The following is a 23,609-nucleotide window of genomic DNA, read 5'->3' on the forward strand; positions in this document are numbered from 1 at the left end:
CAGCAGGCCGGGTCTGCAAGCCAGCCGTTCGACGATGGTGGATCTCGATACGCCCGCTCCGCGGGCTACTCGATCAGCACGTCTCGGCGCATGTGTCCGCTTCCATGCTGGTCGAGCAGCCCCGCAGGGCGTATCGAGACCCGCCCTCCCAGGCACGACGCGTCCGCAGACCCGAGCCTCACCACCGGCGGATCCGCCTCCCGCCCCGCTGGCCGGTTCCGACAACCCGCCCCCACCCGCTCCCGCCGCCCTTTGTGGCCGCGCGACGGAACGTTTCCGCGATCCGCCGACCCGACCTAGCGTGCAGGAGCACCGCCTCCCGACGCACTGCAGCGGCGGGATCGACCGCTCGATCCTCCGCTCCGGCGGATCGCGAGCGGTCCGAGCCGAAGACGGTCGAAGGGATCCTCCTCATGAGCACCACAGCGCCCCGCCCCCACTCCGCCGCCGACGCTGCCGACCGCGCCGGATCGCGCTCCCGGGTCCGCCGCTCCCGCTCCGGCCCGATCACCCCGCCGCCGCCCGTCGACGTGCTCGGCAGCGAGGTCGACGCCCGGCTCGACGAGGACGGCGCCCCCGGCGTCGACGTCGCGGCCCTCGGCGAGCTGCTGCTCGGCGAGTGGCGCGAGCAGCGCCTCGCCACCCGCGCCCTCACCTCCCGCCCCGAGCTGCACCGGACCGACGGCCTGCCGATGGCCGAGCACCGCGCCCGGGTCACGCAGCAGATGAGCATCCTCGCGGCGGAGGGCGGCGTGCACCGCGCCTTCCCGGTCGCGCTCGGCGGCGACGCCGATCACGGCGGCAACATCGCCGGCTTCGAGGAGCTGGTCACCGCCGACCCGTCGCTGCAGATCAAGTCGGGCGTGCAGTGGGGGCTCTTCGGCGCCGCCGTCCTGCACCTCGGCACGCAGCCGCACCACGAGAAGTGGCTGCCGGGCATCATGAGCCTCGAGATCCCCGGCGCCTTCGCGATGACCGAGACCGGGCACGGCTCCGACGTCGCCTCGATCGCGACCTCGGCGACCTTCGACGAGGAGGCCGGCGACTTCGTCCTGACCACCCCGTTCCGCGCCGCATGGAAGGACTACCTCGGAAACGCCGCCGTCGACGGCCGGGCCGCCGTCGTCTTCGCGCAGCTCGTCACCCGCGGCGTGAACCACGGTGTGCACGCGTTCTACGTGCCGATCCGCGACGAGGAGGGCGCGTTCCTCCCCGGCGTCGGTGGCGAGGACGACGGCCTCAAGGGCGGGCTGAACGGCATCGACAACGGCCGCCTGCACTTCGACCACGTCCGCGTGCCGCGCGAGAACCTGCTCAACCGCTACGGCGACGTCGCGGCCGACGGCAGCTACTCCTCGCCGATCGCGAGCCCGGGCCGCCGCTTCTTCACCATGCTCGGCACGCTCGTCCAGGGCCGCGTCTCGCTCGACGGCGCCTCGGTCGCCGCGTCGAAGATCGCGCTGACGATCGCGATCACCTACGGCGACCAGCGCCGCCAGTTCACCGGCGGCGGCGACCGCGAGGAGGTGCTGCTCGACTACCAGCGGCACCAGCGCCGCCTGCTGCCGCGCCTGGCGACGACCTACGCGGCGGGCTTCGCGCACGACAGGCTGCTGCGCGCCTTCGACGACGTCTTCTCCGGCAGGAATGACACCGACGAGTCGCGCCAGGATCTCGAGACGCTCGCCGCGGGTCTCAAGGCGCTGTCCACCTGGCACGCCCTCGACACCCTGCAGGAGGCGCGCGAGGCCTGCGGCGGCGCCGGCTTCCTCGCCGAGAACCGGCTCACTCAGCTGCGTGCCGACCTCGACGTCTACGCGACGTTCGAGGGCGACAACACCGTGCTGCTGCAGCTCGTCGCCAAGCGACTGCTGACCGACGTCGGGCGCCGGTTCAAGAACGCGCAGCCGGGGGAGCTGGCGCGCTACGCGGTCGGCCAGGTCGCCGGAGCGACGGTCAACAACTCCGGACTGCGGCGGCTCGCGCAGGTCGTCGCCGACCGCGGCTCGACCGCCCGGTCCGTCGGCCAGCTCCGCGACGAGCAGCGCGAGCTGCTGACGGACCGCGTCGAGAGCATGGTCTCGGGAGTCGCGTCCCACCTGCGCTCGGCGTCGAAGCTGCCCGCCGACGAGGCCGCCCGCCTCTTCAACGCGCACCAGAGCGAGCTGATCGAGGCCGCTCGCGCGCACGCCGAGCTTCTGCAGTGGGAGGCGTTCACCGAGGCGCTCGCCACGATCGAGGACGACGGGACGCGCACGGTGCTGACCTGGCTCCGCGACCTCTTCGGCCTCGAGCTGATCGAGAAGCACCTCGCCTGGTACCTGCTGCACGGCCGGCTCTCGTCGCAGCGGGCGCTCGCGGTGACCTCCTACATCGACCGCCTGCTCGCGCGCCTGCGCCCGCACGCCGGCGATCTGGTCGCCGCGTTCGGCTACCGCCCCGAGCACATCCGCGCGTCGATCGCGAGCGGCGCCGAGGCCACCCGCCAGGAGGAGGCGCACGCCTGGTACGAGGCCGCCCGCGCGGACGGCACCCTCCCCACCCCCGAGAAGTCGCCCAAGCGCTGACCCCCTCCGCGAGATGCCACTTGTGCACGCGACACGCCGTGAGAAGCGTGCACAAGTGGCATCTCGCGGCCTGCGTCAGCGCTCGAGGAAGGCCAGGGCGGCGTCGCGCTCGGCGCGGAGCTCGAGGACGGACTCGTCGATCTTGGCGCGCGAGTGAGTGTCGATCTCCAGGCCCGGGATGATGCGCCACTCGCCGTCGACCGAGCGGACGGGGAACGAGGAGATCAGGCCCTCCTCCACACCGTAGGAGCCGTCCGACTCGACCGCCGCGGAGGTCCACTCGGTGCCGGTGACCCAGTCGTGCACGTGGTCGATCGCGGCGGACGCGGCCGAGGCGGCGGAGGAGGCTCCGCGCACCTCGATGATCTCGGCGCCGCGCTTGGCGACCCGCGGCTCGAACTCCTCGTGCAGCCAGGCGGTGTCGACGAGGTCGGCGACGGGCCGGCCGTCGACGACCGCGTGGCTGACGTCCGGATACTGCGAGGCGGAGTGATTGCCCCAGATCGTGACGCCGGAGATCGCGTCGACCGGAGCATCGAGCTTCGCGGCGAGCTGCGCGACGGCGCGGTTGTGGTCGAGGCGGGTCATCGCGGTGAAGCGCCCGGCCGGGATGTCCGGGGCGCTCGCGCGGGCGATCCAGGCGTTGGTGTTGGCCGGGTTGCCGACCACGAGCACACGGATGTCGTCGGCGGCGTGCTCGTTCAGCGCGGCGCCCTGCGGACCGAAGATGCCGGCGTTCGCCGCGAGGAGGTCGGCGCGCTCCATGCCTGCCGAGCGCGGGCGGGCGCCGACGAGCAGGGCGACGCTCGCGCCGTCGAACGCGGCGGCCGGGTCGTCGGTGACCTCGATGCCGCGCAGCAGCCCGAACGCGCCGTCCTGGAGCTCGAGCGCGGTGCCGGCCGCGGAGCGCAGGCCGGCGGGGATCTCGAGGAGGCTCAGCCGGACCGGGACGTCGGGCCCGAGGAGCTGCCCGGAGGCGATGCGGAACAGGAGCGCGTAGCCGATCGCGCCTCCCGCTCCCGTGACGGCGACGGTGACGGGGGTGCGCTGCATGCTCATGCGGCCGACGCTAGTCCGGCCGCCTGCGCGCCGCATCGGAAGCGGGGTCCCGAGACGCGCTGCGCGTTGCTCGACCCGCGCAAGGAGCGGCTGTCGCCGCGCTCTCCTCTCGTGCCCGCGCATGCTGTCGCTCTCCCTCGCCGGCGCGCTCCTACGCATGCTGTCGCTCTCCCTCGCCGCCGCGCTCCCATGCATACTGGTCGAGTAGCCGCGGCCTGCGGCGTATCGAGACCCCACCCCTTCGATCCTTGACCGTTAGACCTCTAACCATTAGAGTTCTGAGCATGCAGGAACCCCGCGACCGCCCCACCTCCGGACTCGAGCTCGTCCGCTGGCTGGCGTGGGCGCAGCGCAAGGCCGGCGAGGACTGGATCCGCGCCCGCGAGCTCAGTCACGAGCAGGCCTTCGTCCTCGGCTACCTCGCGCAGACGCCCGGCGTCATCCAGCGCGAGATCGCCGAGGTCAGCCGGACGAGTCCCGCGAGCGTCACGAGCCTCCTGCAGGGGCTCGAGCGACGCGGCCTCGTCGAGCGGCGCACCGAGGGTGGCGACGACCGCCGCAAGCGCGTCTACGCGACTCCCGCGGGCGCCGAGCTCATCGCCGGGTTCGAGGACGCCATGCTCGCGGCCGACGAGACCCTCCTCGCACCCCTCGACCCCGGGGAGCGCGCCACCCTGCAGGCGCTCCTGACCAAGATCACCGCGGTCCTCCCGCCCCCCACCCGCTAGGCGATCGGGCGCTCCGCCCCCGCCTCCCGTTCCGCCCTTCCTCGCGCGCCGCTCCCTCGCGCGCCTCCTCACCGCGCCCTCCGCGGTGCCCCGACCGCGCCCTCCTCGGCGCGCCCTCCCTCCTCGCGCCGTGCCGGCGACCCTCGGCGCGCGCTCGACCCTGCCCGGAAGAAGCCCACCCATGTCCAGCACCGACACCCCCACCGACACCACCCCCACCGACACCACGCCCACCGACACCACGCCCACCACCACCCCCGCCCCCCGCCCCGCCGCCCCCGGCACCGACCGCTGGTACCTCTCCTCCGCCCCGATCGTCCGCGCCCTCGTGCACCTCTGCGTGCCGATGGCCGCCGCGATGATCGTCTCCGCCGTCTACAGCGTCATCAACGCCGGCGTCGTCGGCTCGCTGCACGATGCGACCCTGCTCGCCGCGATCACCCTCGGCTCCCCGCTGCTCGGGCTGGTGATGGCCGTCGGCGGAGTCTTCGGCGTCGGCGGCAGCGCGCTCATCTCGCGCCTGCTCGGCGCCTCCGAGCGCGACCCCGAGAAGGCGGGCGAGATCAAGCACGTCGCCTCCTTCGCGCTCTGGGGCTCGATCCTCACCGGCGCCGTCCTCGGCGGCCTCGGCCTGCTCCTGCTCGGCCCGCTGGTCGCGCTCCTCGGCGGCGACCCGACCACGGCGGCCGCGACCGGCGCCTTCACCGCGGTCACCCTCGCCTTCGTGCCCGTGCTCGCCGCCTCCTTCTGCCTCGAGCAGCTGGTGCGGGCGGAGGGCGCGGCCCGCCAGGTCATGATCGGCCTGCTCCTCTCGACCGTCGCGAACCTCCTCCTCGACGTCCTCTTCATCCTGGTGCTGCACCTCGGCGTCGCCGGGGCGGCGCTCGCCGTGGGCCTCGCCAACCTGCTCGTCGTCGGCTACTTCGCCCTCTGGCTCCAGCGCCGGAGCGAGCACATCGACCTCTCGCCGCGCTGGTTCACCCTGCGCGGGAGCGTGCTGAAGCCCGTCTTCGGCGTCGGCGCCGGCGAGCTGCTGCAGTCGGGCTTCCTGATCGTGACCGCGCTCGTGCTCAACAACCTCGCCGCGGCCTACGGAGACGGACCGCTCGCAGCCATGGGCGTCGCGGTCCGCATCGCCCAGGTCCCCGAGTTCCTGGTGATGGGCATCACCCTCGGCGTGCTGCCGCTGCTCGCCTACTCCTACGGCAAGGGCGACCGCGAGCGCCTGCGCGCGGCGGTCCGCGGGGCCGCCGTCGCGGTCGGGACGATCACCGTGCTCGCGGCCGCCGCTCTCTGGCTGCTGCACGAGCCGGTGCTCGCGGTCTTCGCCGACGACCCCGCCGTGCTGACCCTCGGCGCCGTGGTGCTCGCGGCGCAGCTGGTGGCGATGATCGCGAACGGCTTCGCGGGCCTGCTCACCTCGCTGTTCCAAGCCACCGGCCGCGCGCTCGCCGCGACCACCATGTCTCTCACCCAGGGCGTCCTCTTCGTCCCGGTCGTGCTGCTCGGGAACCTCTGGTTCGGTCTCGGCGGCATCATCTGGGCGCTGACCGCCACCGAGGTGCTCGTCCTCGTCGCCGGAGCCGTGCTCTGGCTCGCCTCCCGCCGCGCCATCGCCCGCGGCCTGGCCGAGGGCGACGCCGAGCGCGCCGAGGCGGTGCTCGAGCAGGCCTGACGCCGCCCCGGATGCGCAACCCCTGGGCGCATCCGGGGCCGGGCCGCGTGAAATCGCCTCCCCCGACCCTGATCGTCAGTAGTGTGCGGCCCATGCGCACTCTGTACCCCGAGATCGAGCCCTTCCACACCGGGATGCTCGACGTCGGCGACGGCCACGAGATCTACTGGGAGGCCTCGGGCAACCCCGAGGGCAAGCCCGTCGTCTTCCTGCACGGCGGACCGGGCGCCGGCGCCTCGGCCACCCACCGCCGCCTGTTCGACCCGGAGAAGTACCGGATCGTGCTCCTCGACCAGCGGATGTGCGGCCGTTCCACCCCGCACGCGAGCGAGCCGGACGCCGACCTCTCCACCAACACCACCTGGTACCTCGTCTCCGATCTCGAGAAGCTCCGCGAGCACCTCGACATCGAGCGCTGGCAGGTCTTCGGCGGCTCCTGGGGCTCCACGCTGGCCCTCGCCTACGCCGAGTCGCACCCCGAGCGCGTCACCGAGATCGTCCTCCGCGGGATCTTCACCCTCCGCCGGGCCGAACTCGAGTGGTTCTACGAGGGCGGCGCCGCCGCGGTCTACCCGGACCTCTGGGAGGGCTACACCTCGGTGATCCCGGCGGGCACGAGCGGCAGTCTGATCGAGGCCTACTACCGGCTGCTGCACGACGCCGACCCGGCCGTGCACGGCCCCGCCGGCGTCGCCTGGACCACCTGGGAGTCCTCGACCATCACGCTCCTGCAGAAGCCGGAGATGATCGAGGCCTGGTCCGACCCCGCCTTCGCCCTGGCCTTCGCGCGGATCGAGAACCACTACTTCGTGCACAAGGGCTGGCTGGAGGAGGGGCAGTTGATCCGCGACGTCGGCGTGCTGCGCGGCATCCCGGCCGTCATCGTCCAGGGCCGCTACGACATGTGCACGCCCGCGTTCACCGCGTGGGACCTGCACCGGGCCTGGCCCGAGGCGGACTTCCACCTGATCCCGGACGCCGGCCACGCGTTCGACGAGCCGGGCATCCTCGACGCCCTGATCGAGGCGACCGACCGCTTCGCCTCCTGAGGCGATCAGCGGCTCCGTCCCGCCCGGCCGGCGGGGCGGACTAGCCTGGGCGGATGCGCGCGGACGACGACAAGGGGATGGACGGCTGGCCCACCGGCCGCCTCCTCGCCACGGCGTCCCGGATGGTCGAGCACGCCTGGCACGGCGCGCTCGCCGAGATCGGCCTCACCCACGCGGGCCTCGTCGTGCTGCACCTGCTGCAAGCAGGGCCGGCCGCGCAGAAGGAGCTGGCCGCCTCCGCCCACGTCGAGGTGCAGACCATGTCGCGCACGATCGAGCGCCTCGAGCGCGAGGGGCACGTCTCCCGCGTGAGCGACTCCGCCGACCGCCGTCGGCAGCTGGTGTCGCTGACGGACAAGGGCCGCGAGGCCTGGCAGCGCGCGCACCGGCTCGAGGTCGACATGCTGCCCGGGACCCTCGATCACGGTCCGCTGCGCGAGGCGCTGCTCGACATCATCCGCGACGCCAGCGAGTCGCGCTGGGGCTGATCCGGTCGAGCCACGGGGGCCGTCCGCAACCCCGGGCAGCGTGTCCTCGGTCGGCGCTAGTTTGACCGCATGACCTTCAACGACGACTCCCAGCTCAGCGGCGGCAAGGTCCGCCGGCGCGGCCGCACCACCGGCATCGCGGTCGGCGGCGGCGCGGTGGGCGTCGTCGTCCTCGCCCTGCTCTCGCAGCTGCTCGGGGTCGACCTGTCCGGGCTCGGCGGTCTCGTCGGCGGTGGCGGCGGATCCTCGCCGGAGCAGATCACCAGCACGGCCGTCGCCTGCGACAGCGGCGCCGATGCCAACGCCGAGGTCGACTGCCGGCTCGAGGGCGCGGCGGAGTCGCTCGACCGCTACTGGGCCGGCGCGGCGGGCTCCGTCGGGGCGACCTACACGACGACCGGCGGAGTGATCGTCTTCGAGGACCAGACCAGCACCGGCTGCGGCAACGCCACCGCCGCGGTGGGCCCGTTCTACTGCCCGCCGGACCAGACGATCTACCTCGACACCGACTTCTTCGACGAGCTGCGCACCCGCTTCGACACCTCGGGCGGCTCGCTCGCGCAGATGTACATCCTGGCCCACGAGTGGGGCCACCACATCCAGAGCCTGACCGGCGCGATGGAGTCGGCCGACCGCAGCGGCACCGGCCCGGACTCCGACTCCGTGCGCCTCGAGCTGCAGGCCGACTGCTACGCCGGCGCCTGGGTCGGCGACGCCTCCACCGTGCCCGACGAGACCGGGACCCCCTATCTCAAGCCCGTGACGCAGGAGCAGTACCGGGACGCCCTGAGCGCCGCCGCGGCCGTCGGCGACGACCGCATCCAGGAGCAGGCGACCGGCACCGTCGACCCCGAGGGCTGGACCCACGGCTCCGCCGAGCAGCGCCAGCGCTGGTTCCAGGCCGGCTTCGACGCCGACGCCACCGCCTGCGACACCTTCGCCGTCGCGGGCTCCGCCCTCTGACCCCACCCCGGGGCGGCCCCGCGTTCACGCTGGTCGAGCGGCCCCGCAGCGGCCCCGCGTTCATGCTGGTCGAGTAGCCCCGGAGGGGCGTATCGAGACCCGCCGTCTCAGACACGGTGGATCTCGATACGGCCGCTCCGCGCCCTACTCGATCAGCAAGCAGCTCATGCTGGTCGAGCAGCCGCGCAGCGGCCCTTGCATGCTGGTCGAGTAGCCGCGCAGCGGCGTAGCGAGACCCACCCCCCTCAGCTCACCGAGTCGCTCGGCTCCTCCATGTACCACTCCGTGAAGGAGCACGCCCGCCCGTCCTCCGCGAAGCGGATCACCCACAGGTTCAGGTACGTGCGGTCCGACGGGTAGATGGTCCGCGCCTCCACCACCGCCGTGGTCTCCGTCAGCGCGACGAGCCCCCACGCGAACGTCGGGTCGTCCGGCTCGCTCTCCGCGACCCACCACTCCACGATCGCCTCCCGCGGGGTGATCGCCTCCGCGTACGGCGCCGTGAAGTACTCCGCGCCCTCGGTGAAGAGCGCCGCCACATCCGCGGGGTCGTCCGTCGCCCAGGCCTTCTCGTAGCCGGCGATCCAGCTCTCGATCTCGATCATGCGCCCATCCTCGTCCCGCCCGCGGCAGCCCGGTAGAGCGATCGGGAAGGTTTCCGAGCATCGGTCGGTTCGGCTCAGAGGCCCGGCGATGCAAAGCTGAGCAATACGACCCGCCCTGCAGGACGCCGGACCTCCGGCGTCCCGCTCCTGCACGCCGCCGACACGAAGGACCGCAGTGCCCGACTCCGACAGACGCTCGCTCACCCGCTCGCCCAGCCCCCGCCTGATCACCGCCGTCCTCGCCTTCGCGGGGATGAGCGCCTCGTTCATGCAGACGCTGGTCGTCCCGATCCAGTCGGAGCTGCCCACCCTGCTCGGCGCCGACCGGAGCGAGACCGCCTGGGTGATCACCGCGACCCTGCTCAGCGCCTGCATCCTCACCCCGGTCTCCGGGCGTCTCGGCGACCTCTACGGCAAGCGCCGGATGGCCCTCGCCGCGCTCGTCGTCCTCGTGCTCGGCTCGATCGTCTGCGCCTTCGCGGACGACGTCTGGACGCTCGTGGTCGGCCGCGCCCTCCAGGGTGCGGTGATGGGCGTCATCCCGCTCGGCATCTCGATCCTCCGCGACACCCTGCACCGCGACCGCCTGCCCGGCGCGATCGCCCTCGTCAGCGCCACGCTCGGCATCGGCGGCGCGCTCGGCCTGCCGCTCAGCGCCCTGGTCGCCGAGAACCTCGACTGGCACGTGCTGTTCTGGATGTCCGCCGGACTCGGCGTCCTCGACATCGTCCTCGTGCTCCTCGTCATCCCCGTCTCGACCCTGCGCTCGCCCGGCCGCTTCGACGTCGTCGGCACGATCGGCCTCGCCATCGGACTCAGCGGCATCCTGATCGCCGTCTCCCGCGGCAACGACGCGGGCTGGACGAGCCCCGGCATCCTCGGCTCCGGCCTCGGCGGCGTCGCGGTCCTGCTGATCTGGGGCTGGTACGAGCTGCGCCAGGAGAGCCCGCTCGTCGACCTCCGGGTCGCCGCCCGCCCCGCGGTGCTGTTCACCAACCTCGCCTCGGTGGCCGTCGGCTTCGCCTTCTTCGGCGCGCAGATCACCCTGCCGCAGCGCCTCGAGCTGCCGGCCGCGTCCGGAGTCGGCTTCGGCCTCAGCCTCATCGTGGCGAGCCTGGTCCTGGCGCCCTCGGGCCTGGCGATGATGGCGACCTCGCCGCTCGCCGCCCGGCTCTCGGCGCAGTCCGGGCCGCGCCTGGTGCTGGTCTCGGGAGCGGCGCTGATCGCTGTCTCGTACCTGCTGATCCTCCCGTTCGGCGCGGAGGTCTGGCAGATCCTCGTGATCAATGCGCTGATCGGCGTCGGCCTCGGCCTCGCCTACGCCGCGATGCCGACCCTGATCATGCACGCGGTGCCGGCCTCCGAGACCGCGGCGGCGAACGGCCTGAACTCGCTGATGCGCACCCTCGGCACGACGCTGTCCTCCGCGGTGACCGCGGCCGTGCTGGCGCAGCTGACCGTCTCGGTCGGCGCCGTCGACCTGCCGAGCTCGGAGGCGTTCGAGACGACGTTCGTCATCGGCGCGATCGGCGCGGTGGTCGCCGTGGTGCTCGGGCTGCTGATCCCGAAGGTGTCCCGCCCGGAGGTTCGTCCGGCGCTGCCCTGACCGGTGCTTCCGGCCGGCGCGCTCGCCCGAGCGCCGCGCGGCCCGCGCCGCTCACTCCTCGTCGAGGAGCAGGCGCTCGATCTGCAGCTCGCGCAGGCGCACGGTCGCCAGCTGGTTCTCGCGCGCGGCGATCGCGAGCCGGCAGAGCAGCACGGCGAGCACGAGCACGATCACGACGACCGCGATGGCCGCGACGATGTAGAGGATGCCGAGGACGTTCAGAGCGGAGAACATCCTCCGACGCTAGCCAGCGGGGGTCGCGCGGATCGTCCCCCGCAGGACGGAGCAGCGACTCCTCGGAACCCCGATGGCGCTTCACATCCGGGCCCGAGGTGCCCGCGCGTAGGGTGACTCCCCGTGGAACCCCGATCTCCCGACCGCGCGGCGCCCGCCGTCCCCCCGCTCAGCGACGAGGTCGCGCAGGCGCTCGACGCCGGCACGGTCGCCGAGATCCGCGCCCTCCGCGACGACTTCGCGCGGTTCATGCTGCAGTACAAGTTCGGCATGGACGAGATCGTCACGAAGGTGACGATCCTGCAGGAGGAGTTCCGCGAGATGCGGGAGTACAACCCGATCGAGCACGTGTCGAGCCGGCTGAAGTCGGCCGACAGCCTGATCGAGAAGATCGAGCGCAAGGGCTGCGACACCTCCTTCGAGGGCATCGCCGCCGCCGTCACCGACATCGCGGGCGTCCGGATCACCTGCAGCTTCGTCTCGGACGTCTACCGCGTCTTCGACATGCTCACCTCGCAGGCCGACGTCCGCGTCCTCGAGGTGAAGGACTACATCGCCACTCCGAAGGAGAACGGCTACAAGAGCCTGCACGCGATCGTCGAGGTGCCGGTGTTCCTCTCGGGAGGCTCGGTCGACGTCTGCGTCGAAGTCCAGTTCCGCACCATCGCGATGGACTTCTGGGCCAGCCTCGAGCACAAGATCTACTACAAGTACGACCGCCAGGTCCCGCAGCAGCTGCTCGACGGCCTGTCCGACGCCGCGCGCACCGCCGCCGCCCTCGACGCCGACATGGAGCGCCTGCACCGCCAGGTCCGCGGCGAGCTCCCCCTCGACCCGGTCCTCCGCATCCTCGACGTGTGACCCGATGCATGCCGATCGAGCAGCCCGCTCCGATCCCATGCTGATCGAGTAGCCCGCGCAGCGGGCGTATCGAGATCCACCGTCGCCAGCACGCCCGGTCTCGATACGCCGCTCCGCGGCTACTCGACCACCATGGAACTCATGCTGATCGAGTAGCCCGCGCAGCGGGCGCATCGAGATCCACCGTCCCCGGGACTACCCCAGCGCCGTCACCAGCACCAGCAGCAGCACCGCGGACCCGTTCAGCGTCGCGTGCGACACGATCGCCGCGCCGAGCCGCCCGGTCACCGTCGAGATCCAGCCGTGCGCCAGCCCGGCGATCACCGTCGTCGTCCCCAGCGTGACCACCGTCGCGGGGTTCACCATCTGGTGCCCGTGCAGCAGAGCGAAGACCAGCGTCGACGCGATCACGCTGAACACCGCCGCCCAGACGCGCCGTCCGCGGGTCGGCGGCGCGGCGTCGCCCTTCGTCCGCAGCATCCGGTTGCGGACCGCCCGCATGACGACCCCGCGGCAGAGGATCTCCTCGACGATCGGAGCGACCAGCACCGGGATCATCACGGAGCTCAGCACGAACCACAGCGGGTCGGGGTCGAGCTCGAGGTTGCTCTCCGCCTCGCCCAGCAGCGGCGAGAACACGATCAGCACGGCGACGATCGCGATCCGCACGCCGATCCCCAGCCCGATGCCGATCGGCACGTCGATCCAGCGGAACCGCAGCCCGTAGTCCGCGGCGAGCGACCCCAGCCCGCGGAGCCTCGACGCCGCGAACGGGATGACGAGCGCGACCAGGTAGCTGGCGAACGATCCCGCGAACACGAGCCCGGGGGAGTAGGGCAGCACCCCGAAGCCGAACAGCACGATCAGCAGCGCGAGCGGCAGCACGATTCCGGCGATCGTCAGCGCCGCCGTCGGCAGCCCCCAGCGCACCCGCGGATCCGGCAGATAGAGGAGAGAGGAGTACGGAGCGACGACCGACGGCTGCGGCTCGGGCGGCGGCGCCCAGGCGAAGGCGGGCCCACCCTGCGGCGGCGCGGCGGCGACGGCAGGCTGCTCAGGGGCGACGGTCGACGGATCGGGCGGCGGAAAGGCGGCGGGATTCATGGCCCGCCCAGGCTACGCAGCCCAGCTGAGCGCCCGGAGCGCACCTCGGGCTCGCAGAACCACGTCCGGCACGCCGGTTCGCGCCGTTCTCGCGAGCCGAGGTCGATCCGACGAGCCGAGGATTCCGTAGGGGCGGGGATGCGCGAGAGCATCGGTGCCGCACGAGGACGAACCTCTCGGTCCCTCGGAAATGTTCGATTCTTTCGTTTCTCCCGAGTATCATCGACGCCATGAGCACGTCCACCGATCGACCGCGCGGTGCCCGCAAGGCCCAGACGTACCTCCCCGAGGCCGCCGCCCGGGACGAAATTCTCGACTTCGCCGCGCTGATGCGAGAGCTCGAGATCTTCCTCGCGCAGAACTCGTCGAAGGCGGCGCTCGTCGACCCCCAGGGCAGGGCCCGCCCCATCCCCGATGGGATCTTCCGCATCCTCGATCAGGTGACGAACTCCCTCGCCGCGGGCGAGGGCATCACGGTCGTCCCGCAGGGGACGACGATGACGACGCAGCAGGCCGCGGACTTCCTCGGGATCAGTCGCCCGACGCTGGTCCGCCTGCTGGAAGCGGGCGACATCGCTCATGACAAGCCCGGTCGTCACCGTCGGGTCCGGTTGGAGGACCTGGTCGCCTACCAGGCGGACTTCCGCGCCGAACGCCGCGCCGCGCTGCGCGAGCTGCGGCAGGCGAGTCTGAGCGCGAAGGTCCAGGTGGGCGATCCTGCCGCGGTGAAGCGGCGTGCGGAGCTCGACGCTGAGTGAGATTCCCGGCCTTCTTCGACACCAACGTCCTCTACGGCGCTCTGCTCAACGACTTCGTCCTCGAACTCGCTGATCGCGGGCTCTACCGGCCGCTGTGGTCGAAGGACGTCCTGTTCGAGCTCGCGAAGAACCTGGTGAAGAACGGGGAGGATCCGCTTCTCGTCGAGAAGCGCGTCGGGACGATGGAGCGCTACTTCGCCGACGCCATGGTCTCCGGCTACGACGACCTGGTACCGACGATGGCGAACGACGAGAAGGATCGGCACGTCCTCGCGGCCGCCGTCCGTGGCGGTGCAGAGGTGCTGGTGACGTTCAACACGAAGGACTTCCCGCCGGCGTCCGTCGAGCCGTTCGACCTCGAGATCGTCCATCCCGACGCCTTCCTGCTGGACCAGCTCGACCTCTACCGCGCCGACGCTCCGCGCTCTTGTCGAACTCGTCGAGGGGTACGACTCTCCGGCGATGACCGTCGACGACTTCCTGCTCGCGCTCACCCGCGCCGGGGTGCCGGACTTCGTGGATGCCGTTCGGTCGAAGCTCTACTGACCCGTCCCGGAGGGGACCGAGGCAGGAGCGTCACGCGCCGGCGGCCGGACGGTGGCTCACGCGGCGATCGGGCCGACCAGTTAACGGAAGAAACCCCCGCCATGTAGAAGCTAGGCGAGGGTTTCCGTGGCTCCGACGGGCGTCGATCCCGTGACCTCACGATTTTCAGTCGTGCGCTCTACCAACTGAGCTACAGAGCCGTTGCAGCCGAGGATGCCCGAGGACATCGATGCCGCGAGGAGACGAACGAGTCGTCTCCTGGAAAAGGCCCTTCCTCTCGGAAGGGCCTCTCTGCGACCCTGACGGGACTTGAACCCGCGACCTCCGCCGTGACAGGGCGGCACGCTAACCAGCTGCGCTACAGGGCCTCGTTGCGAAGACAAGCATACTGCCTTCGAGGCTGTTCGATTTTCACATCCCGTCCGTCTCCGGCCGTTCTGCGGTGGTGCACTTCTCTTGCGGTGGTAGTCCTCATCCGTGACCCCAACGGGATTCGAACCCGTGCTGCCGCCGTGAAAGGGCGGTGTCCTAGGCCACTAAACGATGGGGCCGGAAGCTCGCCGGGGCGACCCTGCGGCCGACCCACCATGACTACCGACACGCAAGCATAGGGACAGCCGGCCGGATATGCAAAATCGACCCTCGAGCGGCGTGGATCGCGGGTCGGACGCCGCCCGTCGAAGCGCGCCTGTGCCCCGGACGGGCGACGCCGATCCCTAGGCGTACGGGGAGGGCTTGACTAGTGTGGGTCGGAATCGCCACTTCCTCGCGACGGAGCCGCACCGCCGCCGAGGGAGTAGTCCGTCTCCAGCACCGAGGTCCCATGATCCACTCTTCGCGCCGAAACCGCCCCGCACGCCGCTCCGGCGCGCCGCGGATCGGCCGTCTCCGCGGCACCGCCCTCGTCTCGGCCGCGGTGGCCCTGGTCGCGGGACTGCTGGTCGCCACTCCCGCCCAGGCGGTCGAGTACCCCAGCTGGGCCGACGTCGAGGCGGCGAAGGGCAACACCCAGGCGGCGGCCGCGCAGGTGGACAGCATCCTCTCGCTGATCGACGGCCTGCAGAGCGAGGTCGCGGCGGCGCAGCAGGTCGCCGAGCAGCGCGGCGAGGAGTACTTCGCGGCGCAGCAGGACTTCGACGACGCCTCCGATCGGGCGAGCGAGCTCGAGGCCAAGGCCACCGCCAGTGCCGATCAGGCCGACGCCGCGACGCAGCAGGCGGGCCTCCTGGCCGCTCAGCTCTACCGCACCACCGGCACCGACCTCTCGGTCAACATCTTCCTCGACGGCGAGGGCGGCAAGGCCGACGACCTCCTCGGCCGCATCGGCAACATGACCAAGCTCGTCGAGCGCTCCAACGCCATCTACGAGCAGGCCAGCACCACCAAGAACACCGCCGAGTCGCTCGGCGACCAGGCGAAGGTCGCGCAGGCCGAGCGGGAGAAGCTCCGCGTCGCCGCCGAGTCGAAGCTCGCCGAGGCCACGGCCGCGCAGGCCGCCTCGGAGGCCGCGCTCACCGAGCAGCAGAACCAGAGCATCGTGCTCGAGCAGCAGCTGGCCGCCCTCCGCGACACGGAGTCGACGACCGTCGCCGACTACGAGGCCGGCGTCGCCGCCCGCGAGGCCGAGCGCCAGCGCATCCTCGCCGAGCAGGAGGCCGCCCGTCAGGCGCAGGCCGAGCTCGCCCGCCAGCGGGCCGCAGCAGCCCGAGAGGCCGCGGCGGCGGCAGCAGCAGCGGCTCCCTCCCGCGGATCCGGCGGCGGCGGTGGCTACAGCGCCCCGGTCGCCCCGTCTCCGGGTGGCGGCTCGACCGCGGTCAGCGACTCCGGCTGGGTGCTCCCCGCCTCGGGCCGCATCACCGGCACCTTCGGCCCCCGCGGCAGCCTCTCCACCGGCGGCGGCTCGACCAGCTCGTACCACCGCGGCACCGACATCGCCGGCGGCTGCGGCATCCCGATCTTCGCCGCCCACAGCGGAACGGTGACCTACGCCGGCTGGTTCGGCACCTACGGCAACTGGATCGAGATCAGCAACGGCGACGGCATCAGCACCGGCTACGCGCACATCATGCCCGGCGGCATCTACGTCAGCGTCGGCCAGCGGGTCGAGGCGGGCCAGCAGATCGCCGCCGTCGGCACCACCGGCGCCTCGACCGGCTGCCACCTGCACTACGAGACCCGCGTCAACGGCACCGCCGTCGACGCTCAGCCCTTCATGGCCGCACGAGGAGTCACACTTGGTTGACGCGCAGAAGACCGCCCGCAGCTTCACCCCCGCCCCGCGTGAGCGGGCCTGGAAGGGCCGTCTTCCGCTGGCGGTCTCGGCCGCCTTCGCGGTGACCGCCGTCACGGCGTCGCTCGGCATCGTGCCGGCCCAGGCGGACGACCCGTCGTACCCCTCGTGGGACGACGTGCAGAACGCGAAGACCGACGAGGCCAGCAAGCAGGCTGAGATCGACTCGATCACCGCGCTGATCGGCGGGCTGCAGACCTCGGTCGACGACGCGTCGCTCGTCGCAATGAAGAAGGCGGAGGCCTGGCGTCAGGCCCAGGAGGCGCTCGACGCCGCGGCCGCCGCCGTCACCGAGCTCGAGGACCGCGCGAACGCGGCGGCGTCGACGGCGCACACGTCGCAGATGCGTGCCGGCCTCCTCGCCGCGCACCTCTCCCGCTCCGCCGGCGGCGACCTCTCGATGAGCCTCGTCGCGAAGGGCCAGGACGCGGGCGACCTGCTGTACCAGCTCGGCGCCATGTCGCAGCTCTCCGAGCAGTCGCAGCGCGTCTACGCCGACGCTCTCGCCGACAAGCAGACCGCGGAGTCGCTCGCCGAGCAGGCCGACGTCGCCGTCGTGGAGCACCAGAAGCTGTCCGACGCCGCGGACGAGGCCCGCACGGGCGCAGACGCCGCTGCCGCCTCCGCTCGGAGCGCCCTCGCCGCGCAGGAGGCGAAGTCGGAGGAGCTCATCGCGCAGCTCGCCCTGCTCAAGGACTCGACCGTCGAGATCGAGACCGCGTTCCTCGCCGGCGAGCAGGAGCGCAAGGCCGCTGCGGCCGCTGCCGCCGCCGCCGCGAAGGCCGAGGCCGACGCTGCGGCCGCCCCGCCCGCCGCGAGCGCTCCCGTCGCGGCTCAGCCCTCGTCGGGCTCGTCGTCCGGCTCCTCGTCGTCCGGCTCCCGCCCCGCCGCGCCGGCCGCGAACCAGCCCTCGGCCCCGATCGCACAGCAGCCGGTCGCCCCCCAGCCCGAGGCGCCGCAGCAGCAGCCGGCTCCGCAGCAGCCCGCTGCGCCGGCGGCCCCCGCGCAGCAGCCCGCCGTCCAGCTCCCGCAGCCGGCCGCGCCGCAGCCCGCTCCGGTCCCGGTGGCGAACCCGGAGCCGCAGGTCGACCAGGTCGAGACCGCGATCTCCTACGCGATGGCGCAGCTCGGCGAGCACTACGTGCTCGGCGGCATGGGCCCGGACGTCTGGGACTGCTCGGGTCTCACCAAGCAGTCGTACGCGAGCGCCGGCGAGTACATCGGCACGCACTCCGCGACGAACCAGTACAACACCATGGCGAACGAGGGCAAGCTCGTCCCCTACAGCCAGCGTCAGCGCGGCGACCTGCTCTTCTGGTCGGACTCGCCCGGCGACTACTACCACGTGGCGATCTACCTCGGAGACGGCCAGATGATCGAGGCGCCGAACCCCAACTCGCCGGTGCGCGTGCACTCGATCTGGGGCACCCCGACCGGCATGGTCGGCCGCCCGACGGCGTAGCGCCGCCCGCGCGGCTCCGCCCGGGCAGCACCGCCCGAAGACACGAGAACCCGCCCCCTCGAGGCGCCGGCAGCAGCCGGTCGACTCGACGGGGCGGGTTCCGTCGTGAGAAGACCCGTGAGGGTCAGTGGCCCTCTTCGGCCAGCTTCTTGATGCCGTCCTGGACGATCTGCTCGGCCTCGGCCGCGTCGCCCCAGGCCTCGACCTTGACCCACTTGTTGGGCTCGAGGTCCTTGTAGCGCTCGAAGAAGTGCTTGATCTCGTTCTTGGTCTGCTCCGGGACGTCCGAGATGTCCTGGATGTGCTGCCAGCGCGGGTCCTTCGCGGGGACCACGATCACCTTGGCGTCGGAGCCGGCCTCGTCGCTCATGTTGAGCACGCCGACCGGGCGGACGGAGACGCCCACGCCCGGGAAGACGGGGTACTCGAGCAGCACCAGCGCATCGACGGGGTCGCCGTCGAGGCCGAGGGTGTTCTCGAAGTAGCCGTAGTCCGTCGGGTAGACGAAGGAGGTGAAGAGCACGCGGTCGAGGTAGACGCGACCGGTCTCGTGATCGACCTCGTACTTGTTGCGGCTGCCCTTGGGGATCTCTACGACGACGTCGTATGCGGCCATGTTCGCTCCTTGAGTCGGTGGCGCCGCGGGCGGCGCATCGGCGGGTCGGACCGGCCGGGGGAGTGCGCGCGGACACGCGCGCTCGCAGGCCGGATCGCTGGCCTAACGTTACTTGATGTGCCCGATCGCCCCCGCCTGACTCCCGCCGTCGCCGACATCCGGCGCGCGGTGCGCGCGAGCCTCGACGAGCTCGAATCCGGAGCCCTGGTGCTCGTCGCGCTGAGCGGGGGAGCCGACTCGCTGGCCCTCGCCGCCGCGGTCGCCTTCGAGGCCGAGCGCGGCGGCCGGCGGGCCGGCGCCGTGATCGTCGACCACGGTCTCCAGGACGGATCGGCGGAGGTCGCGCGACGCGCATCGGAGCAGGCGCACGCCCTCGGCCTCGCCCCCGTGCTGCGCGAGGTCGTGTCCGTGCTGCCGGACGGAGACGGGCCGGAGGCGGCGGCGCGCACGGCGAGGTACCGCGCCTTCGACGACGCGGTCGAGGCGACGGGCGCCGCGGCGGTCCTCCTCGCCCACACGCTCGACGACCAGGCCGAGACGGTGCTGCTCGGGCTGGCCCGGGGCGCGGGCGCCGCGAGTCTGCACGGCATGGCGGCGGTGAGCGGGATGCTGCGGCGCCCTCTGCTCGGCATCCGGCGCTCGAGCACCGTGGCCGCCTGCGCGGACGCCGGGCTGGAGCCCTGGAACGATCCGCACAACGACGACCCGCGCTACACCCGTGTCCGCGTCCGCCGCTCGGTGCTGCCGGTGCTCGAGGACGAGCTCGGCCCGGGAGTCGCCGAGGCGCTCGCCCGCACGGCCGACCAGCTCCGCGAGGACGGCGACGCGCTCGACGCGATGGCGCTCGACTGGGCGCTCGAGCTCGTCGGCCAGAACGACGACGGCCACGTCACGGTCGACGCGCGCGGCCTCGCCGCCGACCCGCCGGCGCTGCGCCAGCGGATCATCCGCCTCGTCGTGCAGAACGAGTTCGGCGTCGCCCTCTCCCGCGCCCAGACCCTCGCCGTCGCCGCCCTCGTCACCGACTGGCACGGCCAGAAGGGCGTCGACCTCCCCGGAGTCCGCGCCACCCGGGTCTCCGCAACTCTCGTCTTCGCCCCCGTGTGATCTCCCCGCCGCGAGATGCCACTTGTGCACGCGACACGCCGTGGAAGGCGTGCACAAGTGGCATCTCGCAGAGGGGAGCAGGGCGTCCCCGCCCGTAGAGTGGCCGGGTGGAAGCAGCCGACATCGCCGACGACATCACCGAGGTCCTCTTCACCGAGGCCGAGATCCACGAGCGGATCCGCGACCTGGCCCGCGCCATCGAGCGCGACTACGCCGGCGAGAACCTGCTCATCGTGGGGGTGCTCCGCGGCGCCGTCATGGTGATGGCGGACCTCGCCCGCGAGCTCAAGCTCGACATCGTGATGGACTGGATGGCCGTCTCCTCCTACGGCAGCAGCACGAAGTCCTCCGGCGTGGTGCGGATCCTCAAGGATCTCGACACCGACATCACCGACCGCAAGGTGCTGATCGTCGAGGACATCATCGACTCCGGCCTCACGCTCTCCTGGCTGCAGGGCAACCTGCGCAGCCGCGGCGCGGAGTCCGTCGAGATCTGCGCGCTCTTCCGCAAGCCCCGCGCCGCCAAGGTCGAGGTCGACGTCGCCTACGTGGGCTTCGACATCCCGAACGACTTCGTCATCGGCTACGGCCTCGACTACGCCGAGCGCTACCGCAACCTCCGCGATGTCGCGATCCTCGCTCCCCACGTCTACGCCTGACCGGCCCGGGGCCGACGCCCGCGCGGACGCGGCGCAGTCGAGCCTCGAGCGGCTCTTCGCGGTGCCGGTGCTCGGCTACCACGTGAGCTATCCGACGTCGCTGCGCGCGGATCTCGAGTTCGACTACTGGTGGCTCGCGCACGCGATCGACGCCGCCGTCGACGCGTTCGAGCGCACCGGAGACGCCGAGCACCTCGAGCGCGCTTCGCGGATCCACCGCGCCGTCCGGCTCCGCAACGGCGGACGGCTGGTCAACGGCTACTTCGACGACATGATGTGGCTCGGCGGCGCACTGGCCCGCCTCGGCGAGGCGACGGGGGAGGGCCGCTGGCTCGACCGCGCGGACCGGCTCTGGCGCTTCGCGGTCGCGCGCGGCTGGAACCTCCGGCACGGCGCGAGCCTCGCCTGGCGCCGCCGCCAGCTCGACTACAAGAACGCGCCGGCGAACGGGCCGTTCGCGATCCTCGGTGCCCGGCTGGAGCGGCTCCGCCCCGACGGCCGCGAGGAGCTGGCCCGCGCCGCCTTCGACTGGCTGCACGTGCGCCTGCGCGACGACGACACCGGCTTCGTCGCCGACGGCATCGGCCGCGAGGGCGGCTCGGCCCGCGACGACTGGGCGTTCAGCTACAACCACGGCGTCTACATCGGCGCGGCGCTGGCGCTGCACCGGCTGCGTCCGGATGAACGGCTGCTCGCGCACGCCTCCCGCACCGCCGACGACCTGCTCACGCGCCTCGCACCCGACGGCGTCTTCGTCGACCAGGGTGCGGGCGACGGCGCGCTCTTCGGCGGGATCGCCTACCGGCACCTGGTCGACCTCGCGACGGCGGACGGGGTCGACGCCGCGTCCGCCACGCGGATCCGCCGCTTCGTCACCGGCAGCGTCGACGCCCTCTGGCGCTCGAGCGAGCGCGGCGGGATCCTGCTCGCCGGGCCGCGCTGGGACGCCCCGCCGACCCTGCCCGCGACGCTCTCGGCCGAGATCGGCGCGGTCCTCGCGACGGAGGCGGCGGCGACCCTCGAGCGGCGCACGGTGCGGGAGCCGGCGCCCGGCACAGCAGACTGAGAGCGTGAGAGCCCCTTCCGCGAGATCCACGGCCGCGCGACCCGTGTTCGCCGTCGTCATCAATCCGAGCAAGTTCGACGACGTCGGCGCCGCGCAGGACGTGGTCGCCACGGTCGCCCGCCGCGCCGGCTGGCGCGAGCCGCTCTGGTTCGAGACCAGCGTCGACGACTCCGGAGCCGGAGCCGCGCGGGCCGCGCTGGAGTCGGGCGCCGACCTCGTCTGCGCGATGGGCGGCGACGGCACCGTGCGCGCTGTCGCCTCGGTGCTGCGCGGCACGTCCGTCCCCTACGGACTGCTGCCCAGCGGCACCGGCAACCTGCTCGCCCGGAACCTCGGGATCCCGCTCGGCGCGCTCGCCGACGCGGTCGAGATCGCGCTGCTCGGGCAGGACCGGGCGATCGACGTCGGCACGGCGACCTTCGACGACGGCGAGGAGCGCGTCTTCATGGTGATGGGCGGCGTGGGCCTGGACGCGGAGATCATGGACAAGACCGACGACGAGCTGAAGAAGCGCGTCGGCTGGGGCGCCTACGTCGCGGCGGGCGCCGAGGTGATGTTCAAGGCCGGCTTCGAGGTGACGCTGACGATCGACGGCAAGCCGGAGCCGCCGACCCGCACCCTGATGGTGCTGGCCTGCAACTGCAGCTCGGTCGTGGCGAACATCGAGCTCGCCGCCGGCGCGGTCCTCGACGACGGCGACCTCGAGCTGGTGCTGCTGCGCCGCCGCTTCGGCCTCGCCCTCGACGTCGCGACCGGCAACCGCAACGGCCTCGCGTCCCTGCACCAGTGGCCGGGGCGCGAGTTCTCCTTCTCGCTCGACCAGCCCGTGCTCGCCGAGCTCGACGGCGACCCGATCGGCCGCACCACGAGCGGCCGCTTCAGCGTCGACCCCGGCGCGCTGCTCGTCCGCCTGCCCGTGCCGACCCCGAAGAGCCCGGGCCTCACCCCGCACGACACCCTCGTGATCGACACCACCGAGATCGCGACGATCCTCGCCGCCGAGCCCGACGGAGCGGCACCGACCACCTGACGCTCCGAGCGCCACCATGCTGGTCGAGTAGCGCCGCAGGGGCGTATCGAGACCCGCCGTCATCAGCAGGGAGGTCTGCAGACTCGACGTCCGGTGACGGTGGATCTCGAGACGCCCGCTGCGCGGGCTACTCGATCAGCATGCAACGAGAGTGCTGCTGTCTCCCCCTCATGCTGGTCGAGTAGCCCCGGAGGGGCGTATCGAGACCCGGCGTCGTCAGCAGGAAGGTCTGCGGACTTCCCTCTTGGCCACGGTGGATCTCGATACGCCCGCTGCGCGGGCTACTCGATCAGCATGCAACGGGAGTGCTGCTGTCTCCCTCTCATGCTGGTCGAGTAGCCCCGGAGGGGCGTATCGAGACCCGCCGTCATCAGCAGGGAGGTCTGCGGACTTCTTGGCCACGGTGGATCTCGATACGCCCGCTGCGCGGGCTACTCGATCAGCATGAGAGCGACACGGCTGCTCGCTCAACGGGGGGCTTCCTCCCGCTCCTTTACGGATGTAATGTATGTTACGAACGTAAAGGAGGCACCATGGCCGACCCCCGCCTCGCCCGCTCGCGCGAGCAGCTGATCGCCGCGATCACGGTCGCGCTCGACCACCCCGGCGACGACCAGCCGTCGATCACCGACCTCTGCTCGGCCGCCCGCGTCAGCCGGCCGACGTTCTACCAGCACTTCGGCGACGTGCCCTCGCTGGTCGAGGCCGCCGCGCTCGAGCGCATGCACGCGCTGTTCGCCGCCGTCGTGCCGCCCTCGCCGCAGGACGACTGGGAGACCGCGGTGCCGCGCGTCGTCCGCGGCCTGCTCTCGGGGCTGCTCGAGCACGCCGACTTCTACCGCCGCGCGCTGAGCGGTGGCACCGCCCGCTCCGTCCAGGAGTCGGTCGTCGCCTTCCTCGCCCAGCGGCTGCTCGCCTTCTCGCCGCTGGCCGCGCAGGAGGCGGGCGACCGCGCCCGGGTCGAGCGCTTCGCCGTCTTCCTCGCCGCCGGGACCGTCTGGCTCGTCGTCGGCTGGCTGCTCGACGGCGACGACCGCCGCCCGGTCGCCGCCGCCTCGGCCGAGATCGCCGAGCTCCTCGTCACCGGAGTCGCATCGCCGCGGCTCACCGCCCCCGCCACCGACTCCTCGAAGTAG

General features: G+C 72.4%; 22 protein-coding genes and 3 tRNA genes. 17 read left to right on the forward strand and 8 right to left on the reverse strand.

Annotated elements, in window-relative coordinates; all coding sequences use genetic code 11:
- Positions 1-413: 413 nt before the first annotated feature.
- Complete coding sequence (locus EDF45_RS13425; RefSeq protein ID WP_123736599.1) at positions 414-2,567, forward strand: acyl-CoA dehydrogenase; 2,154 nt, start codon at positions 414-416, stop codon at positions 2,565-2,567.
- A 75-nt stretch (positions 2,568-2,642) separates the two neighbouring features.
- Here EDF45_RS13425 and EDF45_RS13430 read toward each other — a convergent pair whose 3' ends face one another.
- The gene (locus EDF45_RS13430) at positions 2,643-3,620 is read right to left on the reverse strand and encodes a malate dehydrogenase (protein WP_123736803.1); all 978 of its coding nucleotides are present in this window, start codon (positions 3,618-3,620) and stop codon (positions 2,643-2,645) included.
- 290 nt (positions 3,621-3,910) lie between these two features.
- Here EDF45_RS13430 and EDF45_RS13435 point away from each other — a divergent pair, with 290 nt between their 5' ends.
- The 5 genes from EDF45_RS13435 to EDF45_RS13455 all read left to right on the forward strand — a co-directional run bounded on the left by EDF45_RS13435 (position 3,911) and on the right by EDF45_RS13455 (position 8,529).
- Positions 3,911-4,354 carry a MarR family winged helix-turn-helix transcriptional regulator gene (locus tag EDF45_RS13435; RefSeq protein ID WP_123705544.1) on the forward strand — a complete coding sequence of 148 codons (444 nt, stop codon included), beginning with the start codon at positions 3,911-3,913 and terminating at the stop codon, positions 4,352-4,354.
- Positions 4,355-4,535: 181 nt separating this feature from the next.
- Positions 4,536-6,029 carry an MATE family efflux transporter gene (locus tag EDF45_RS13440; RefSeq protein WP_123736600.1) on the forward strand — a complete coding sequence of 498 codons (1,494 nt, stop codon included), beginning with the start codon at positions 4,536-4,538 and terminating at the stop codon, positions 6,027-6,029.
- Between the two features lie 92 nt (positions 6,030-6,121).
- Positions 6,122-7,078, forward strand: coding sequence for a prolyl aminopeptidase (pip, locus tag EDF45_RS13445; RefSeq protein WP_123732675.1), 957 nt, complete (start codon positions 6,122-6,124; stop codon positions 7,076-7,078).
- 53 nt (positions 7,079-7,131) lie between these two features.
- Positions 7,132-7,566: a MarR family winged helix-turn-helix transcriptional regulator gene (locus EDF45_RS13450; RefSeq protein WP_123732676.1), complete on the forward strand. Its 435-nt coding sequence runs from the start codon at positions 7,132-7,134 to the stop codon at positions 7,564-7,566.
- Positions 7,567-7,635: 69 nt separating this feature from the next.
- Positions 7,636-8,529 carry a neutral zinc metallopeptidase gene (locus tag EDF45_RS13455; RefSeq protein WP_123736601.1) on the forward strand — a complete coding sequence of 298 codons (894 nt, stop codon included), beginning with the start codon at positions 7,636-7,638 and terminating at the stop codon, positions 8,527-8,529.
- A gap of 245 nt (positions 8,530-8,774) precedes the next feature.
- Here EDF45_RS13455 and EDF45_RS13460 read toward each other — a convergent pair whose 3' ends face one another.
- On the reverse strand, positions 8,775-9,134 hold the full coding sequence (locus tag EDF45_RS13460) for a nuclear transport factor 2 family protein (RefSeq protein ID WP_123446815.1): 360 nt from the start codon (positions 9,132-9,134) through the stop codon (positions 8,775-8,777).
- A gap of 175 nt (positions 9,135-9,309) precedes the next feature.
- Here EDF45_RS13460 and EDF45_RS13465 point away from each other — a divergent pair, with 175 nt between their 5' ends.
- On the forward strand, positions 9,310-10,740 hold the full coding sequence (locus EDF45_RS13465) for an MFS transporter (RefSeq protein WP_243581140.1): 1,431 nt from the start codon (positions 9,310-9,312) through the stop codon (positions 10,738-10,740).
- A gap of 51 nt (positions 10,741-10,791) precedes the next feature.
- Here the strand turns inward: EDF45_RS13465 and EDF45_RS13470 are convergent, their stop codons facing one another.
- On the reverse strand, positions 10,792-10,974 hold the full coding sequence (locus EDF45_RS13470) for a hypothetical protein (RefSeq protein ID WP_123736602.1): 183 nt from the start codon (positions 10,972-10,974) through the stop codon (positions 10,792-10,794).
- Positions 10,975-11,223: 249 nt separating this feature from the next.
- Here EDF45_RS13470 and EDF45_RS13475 point away from each other — a divergent pair, with 249 nt between their 5' ends.
- Positions 11,224-11,835, forward strand: coding sequence for a GTP pyrophosphokinase family protein (locus EDF45_RS13475; protein WP_123732880.1), 612 nt, complete (start codon positions 11,224-11,226; stop codon positions 11,833-11,835).
- A 195-nt stretch (positions 11,836-12,030) separates the two neighbouring features.
- Here EDF45_RS13475 and EDF45_RS13480 read toward each other — a convergent pair whose 3' ends face one another.
- Positions 12,031-12,939, reverse strand: a complete 909-nt coding sequence (locus EDF45_RS13480) for a type II CAAX endopeptidase family protein (protein ID WP_123736603.1) — start codon at positions 12,937-12,939, stop codon at positions 12,031-12,033.
- 230 nt (positions 12,940-13,169) lie between these two features.
- Between EDF45_RS13480 and EDF45_RS13485 the strand changes: the two genes are divergently transcribed.
- Both EDF45_RS13485 and EDF45_RS13490 read left to right on the forward strand, forming a co-directional pair.
- A complete protein-coding gene (locus tag EDF45_RS13485) occupies positions 13,170-13,697 on the forward strand; it encodes a helix-turn-helix domain-containing protein (protein ID WP_123736604.1) in 528 nt (175 codons plus the stop codon).
- Positions 13,694-14,350 (forward strand): putative toxin-antitoxin system toxin component, PIN family, encoded by a 657-nt coding sequence (locus EDF45_RS13490; RefSeq protein ID WP_123736605.1) that lies wholly within the window; start codon positions 13,694-13,696, stop codon positions 14,348-14,350. Before EDF45_RS13485 ends, EDF45_RS13490 begins: the two co-directional genes overlap by 4 nt.
- A 20-nt stretch (positions 14,351-14,370) precedes the next feature.
- Here EDF45_RS13490 and EDF45_RS13495 read toward each other — a convergent pair.
- The 3 genes from EDF45_RS13495 to EDF45_RS13505 form a co-directional block, all read right to left on the reverse strand.
- A tRNA-Phe gene (locus EDF45_RS13495) sits at positions 14,371-14,443 on the reverse strand.
- Between the two features lie 94 nt (positions 14,444-14,537).
- Positions 14,538-14,611: transfer RNA gene (locus tag EDF45_RS13500), tRNA-Asp, on the reverse strand.
- Positions 14,612-14,721: 110 nt separating this feature from the next.
- Positions 14,722-14,794, reverse strand: a tRNA-Glu gene (locus EDF45_RS13505).
- Positions 14,795-15,066: 272 nt separating this feature from the next.
- On the opposite strand from EDF45_RS13505, the gene EDF45_RS13510 reads away from it, so the two are divergent.
- Both EDF45_RS13510 and EDF45_RS13515 read left to right on the forward strand, forming a co-directional pair.
- The gene (locus tag EDF45_RS13510; protein WP_243581142.1) at positions 15,067-16,485 is read left to right on the forward strand and encodes a M23 family metallopeptidase; all 1,419 of its coding nucleotides are present in this window, start codon (positions 15,067-15,069) and stop codon (positions 16,483-16,485) included.
- Entirely contained in the window at positions 16,478-17,995 is a 1,518-nt protein-coding gene (locus EDF45_RS13515) for an NlpC/P60 family protein (protein ID WP_123736606.1), read from the forward strand. Before EDF45_RS13510 ends, EDF45_RS13515 begins: the two co-directional genes overlap by 8 nt.
- A 124-nt stretch (positions 17,996-18,119) precedes the next feature.
- Here the strand turns inward: EDF45_RS13515 and ppa are convergent, their stop codons facing one another.
- On the reverse strand, positions 18,120-18,611 hold the full coding sequence (gene ppa / locus EDF45_RS13520; RefSeq protein WP_123446811.1) for an inorganic diphosphatase: 492 nt from the start codon (positions 18,609-18,611) through the stop codon (positions 18,120-18,122).
- A 117-nt stretch (positions 18,612-18,728) separates the two neighbouring features.
- On the opposite strand from ppa, the gene tilS reads away from it, so the two are divergent.
- The 5 genes from tilS (at position 18,729) to EDF45_RS13545 (ending at position 23,609) form a co-directional block, all read left to right on the forward strand.
- Positions 18,729-19,718, forward strand: coding sequence for a tRNA lysidine(34) synthetase TilS (tilS, locus tag EDF45_RS13525; protein ID WP_123736607.1), 990 nt, complete (start codon positions 18,729-18,731; stop codon positions 19,716-19,718).
- A 107-nt stretch (positions 19,719-19,825) separates the two neighbouring features.
- Positions 19,826-20,377 (forward strand): hypoxanthine phosphoribosyltransferase, encoded by a 552-nt coding sequence (hpt, locus tag EDF45_RS13530; RefSeq protein WP_123446809.1) that lies wholly within the window; start codon positions 19,826-19,828, stop codon positions 20,375-20,377.
- A complete protein-coding gene (locus tag EDF45_RS13535) occupies positions 20,343-21,443 on the forward strand; it encodes a glycoside hydrolase family 76 protein (RefSeq protein WP_123736608.1) in 1,101 nt (366 codons plus the stop codon). Before hpt ends, EDF45_RS13535 begins: the two co-directional genes overlap by 35 nt.
- A 4-nt stretch (positions 21,444-21,447) precedes the next feature.
- Complete coding sequence (locus EDF45_RS13540; RefSeq protein ID WP_123736609.1) at positions 21,448-22,473, forward strand: diacylglycerol kinase family protein; 1,026 nt, start codon at positions 21,448-21,450, stop codon at positions 22,471-22,473.
- Positions 22,474-23,006: 533 nt separating this feature from the next.
- Entirely contained in the window at positions 23,007-23,609 is a 603-nt protein-coding gene (locus EDF45_RS13545; RefSeq protein ID WP_123736610.1) for a TetR/AcrR family transcriptional regulator, read from the forward strand.

It is taken from the genome of Rathayibacter sp. PhB186 (assembly GCF_003751825.1).
Classification (GTDB): domain Bacteria; phylum Actinomycetota; class Actinomycetes; order Actinomycetales; family Microbacteriaceae; genus Rathayibacter; species Rathayibacter festucae.

Coding starts and splice junctions, on each gene's coding strand:
- EDF45_RS13425 (WP_123736599.1), top strand. CDS start 414: ATGAGCACCACAGCGCCCCGCCCCCACTCCGCCGCCGACGCTGCCGAC.
- EDF45_RS13430 (WP_123736803.1), bottom strand. CDS start 3,620: ATGCAGCGCACCCCCGTCACCGTCGCCGTCACGGGAGCGGGAGGCGCG.
- EDF45_RS13435 (WP_123705544.1), top strand. CDS start 3,911: ATGCAGGAACCCCGCGACCGCCCCACCTCCGGACTCGAGCTCGTCCGC.
- EDF45_RS13440 (WP_123736600.1), top strand. CDS start 4,536: ATGTCCAGCACCGACACCCCCACCGACACCACCCCCACCGACACCACG.
- pip (WP_123732675.1), top strand. CDS start 6,122: ATGCGCACTCTGTACCCCGAGATCGAGCCCTTCCACACCGGGATGCTC.
- EDF45_RS13450 (WP_123732676.1), top strand. CDS start 7,132: ATGCGCGCGGACGACGACAAGGGGATGGACGGCTGGCCCACCGGCCGC.
- EDF45_RS13455 (WP_123736601.1), top strand. CDS start 7,636: ATGACCTTCAACGACGACTCCCAGCTCAGCGGCGGCAAGGTCCGCCGG.
- EDF45_RS13460 (WP_123446815.1), bottom strand. CDS start 9,134: ATGATCGAGATCGAGAGCTGGATCGCCGGCTACGAGAAGGCCTGGGCG.
- EDF45_RS13470 (WP_123736602.1), bottom strand. CDS start 10,974: ATGTTCTCCGCTCTGAACGTCCTCGGCATCCTCTACATCGTCGCGGCC.
- EDF45_RS13475 (WP_123732880.1), top strand. CDS start 11,224: ATGCTGCAGTACAAGTTCGGCATGGACGAGATCGTCACGAAGGTGACG.
- EDF45_RS13480 (WP_123736603.1), bottom strand. CDS start 12,939: ATGAATCCCGCCGCCTTTCCGCCGCCCGATCCGTCGACCGTCGCCCCT.
- EDF45_RS13485 (WP_123736604.1), top strand. CDS start 13,170: ATGAGCACGTCCACCGATCGACCGCGCGGTGCCCGCAAGGCCCAGACG.
- EDF45_RS13510 (WP_243581142.1), top strand. CDS start 15,067: ATGATCCACTCTTCGCGCCGAAACCGCCCCGCACGCCGCTCCGGCGCG.
- ppa (WP_123446811.1), bottom strand. CDS start 18,611: ATGGCCGCATACGACGTCGTCGTAGAGATCCCCAAGGGCAGCCGCAAC.
- EDF45_RS13535 (WP_123736608.1), top strand. CDS start 20,343: ATGTCGCGATCCTCGCTCCCCACGTCTACGCCTGACCGGCCCGGGGCC.
- EDF45_RS13545 (WP_123736610.1), top strand. CDS start 23,007: ATGGCCGACCCCCGCCTCGCCCGCTCGCGCGAGCAGCTGATCGCCGCG.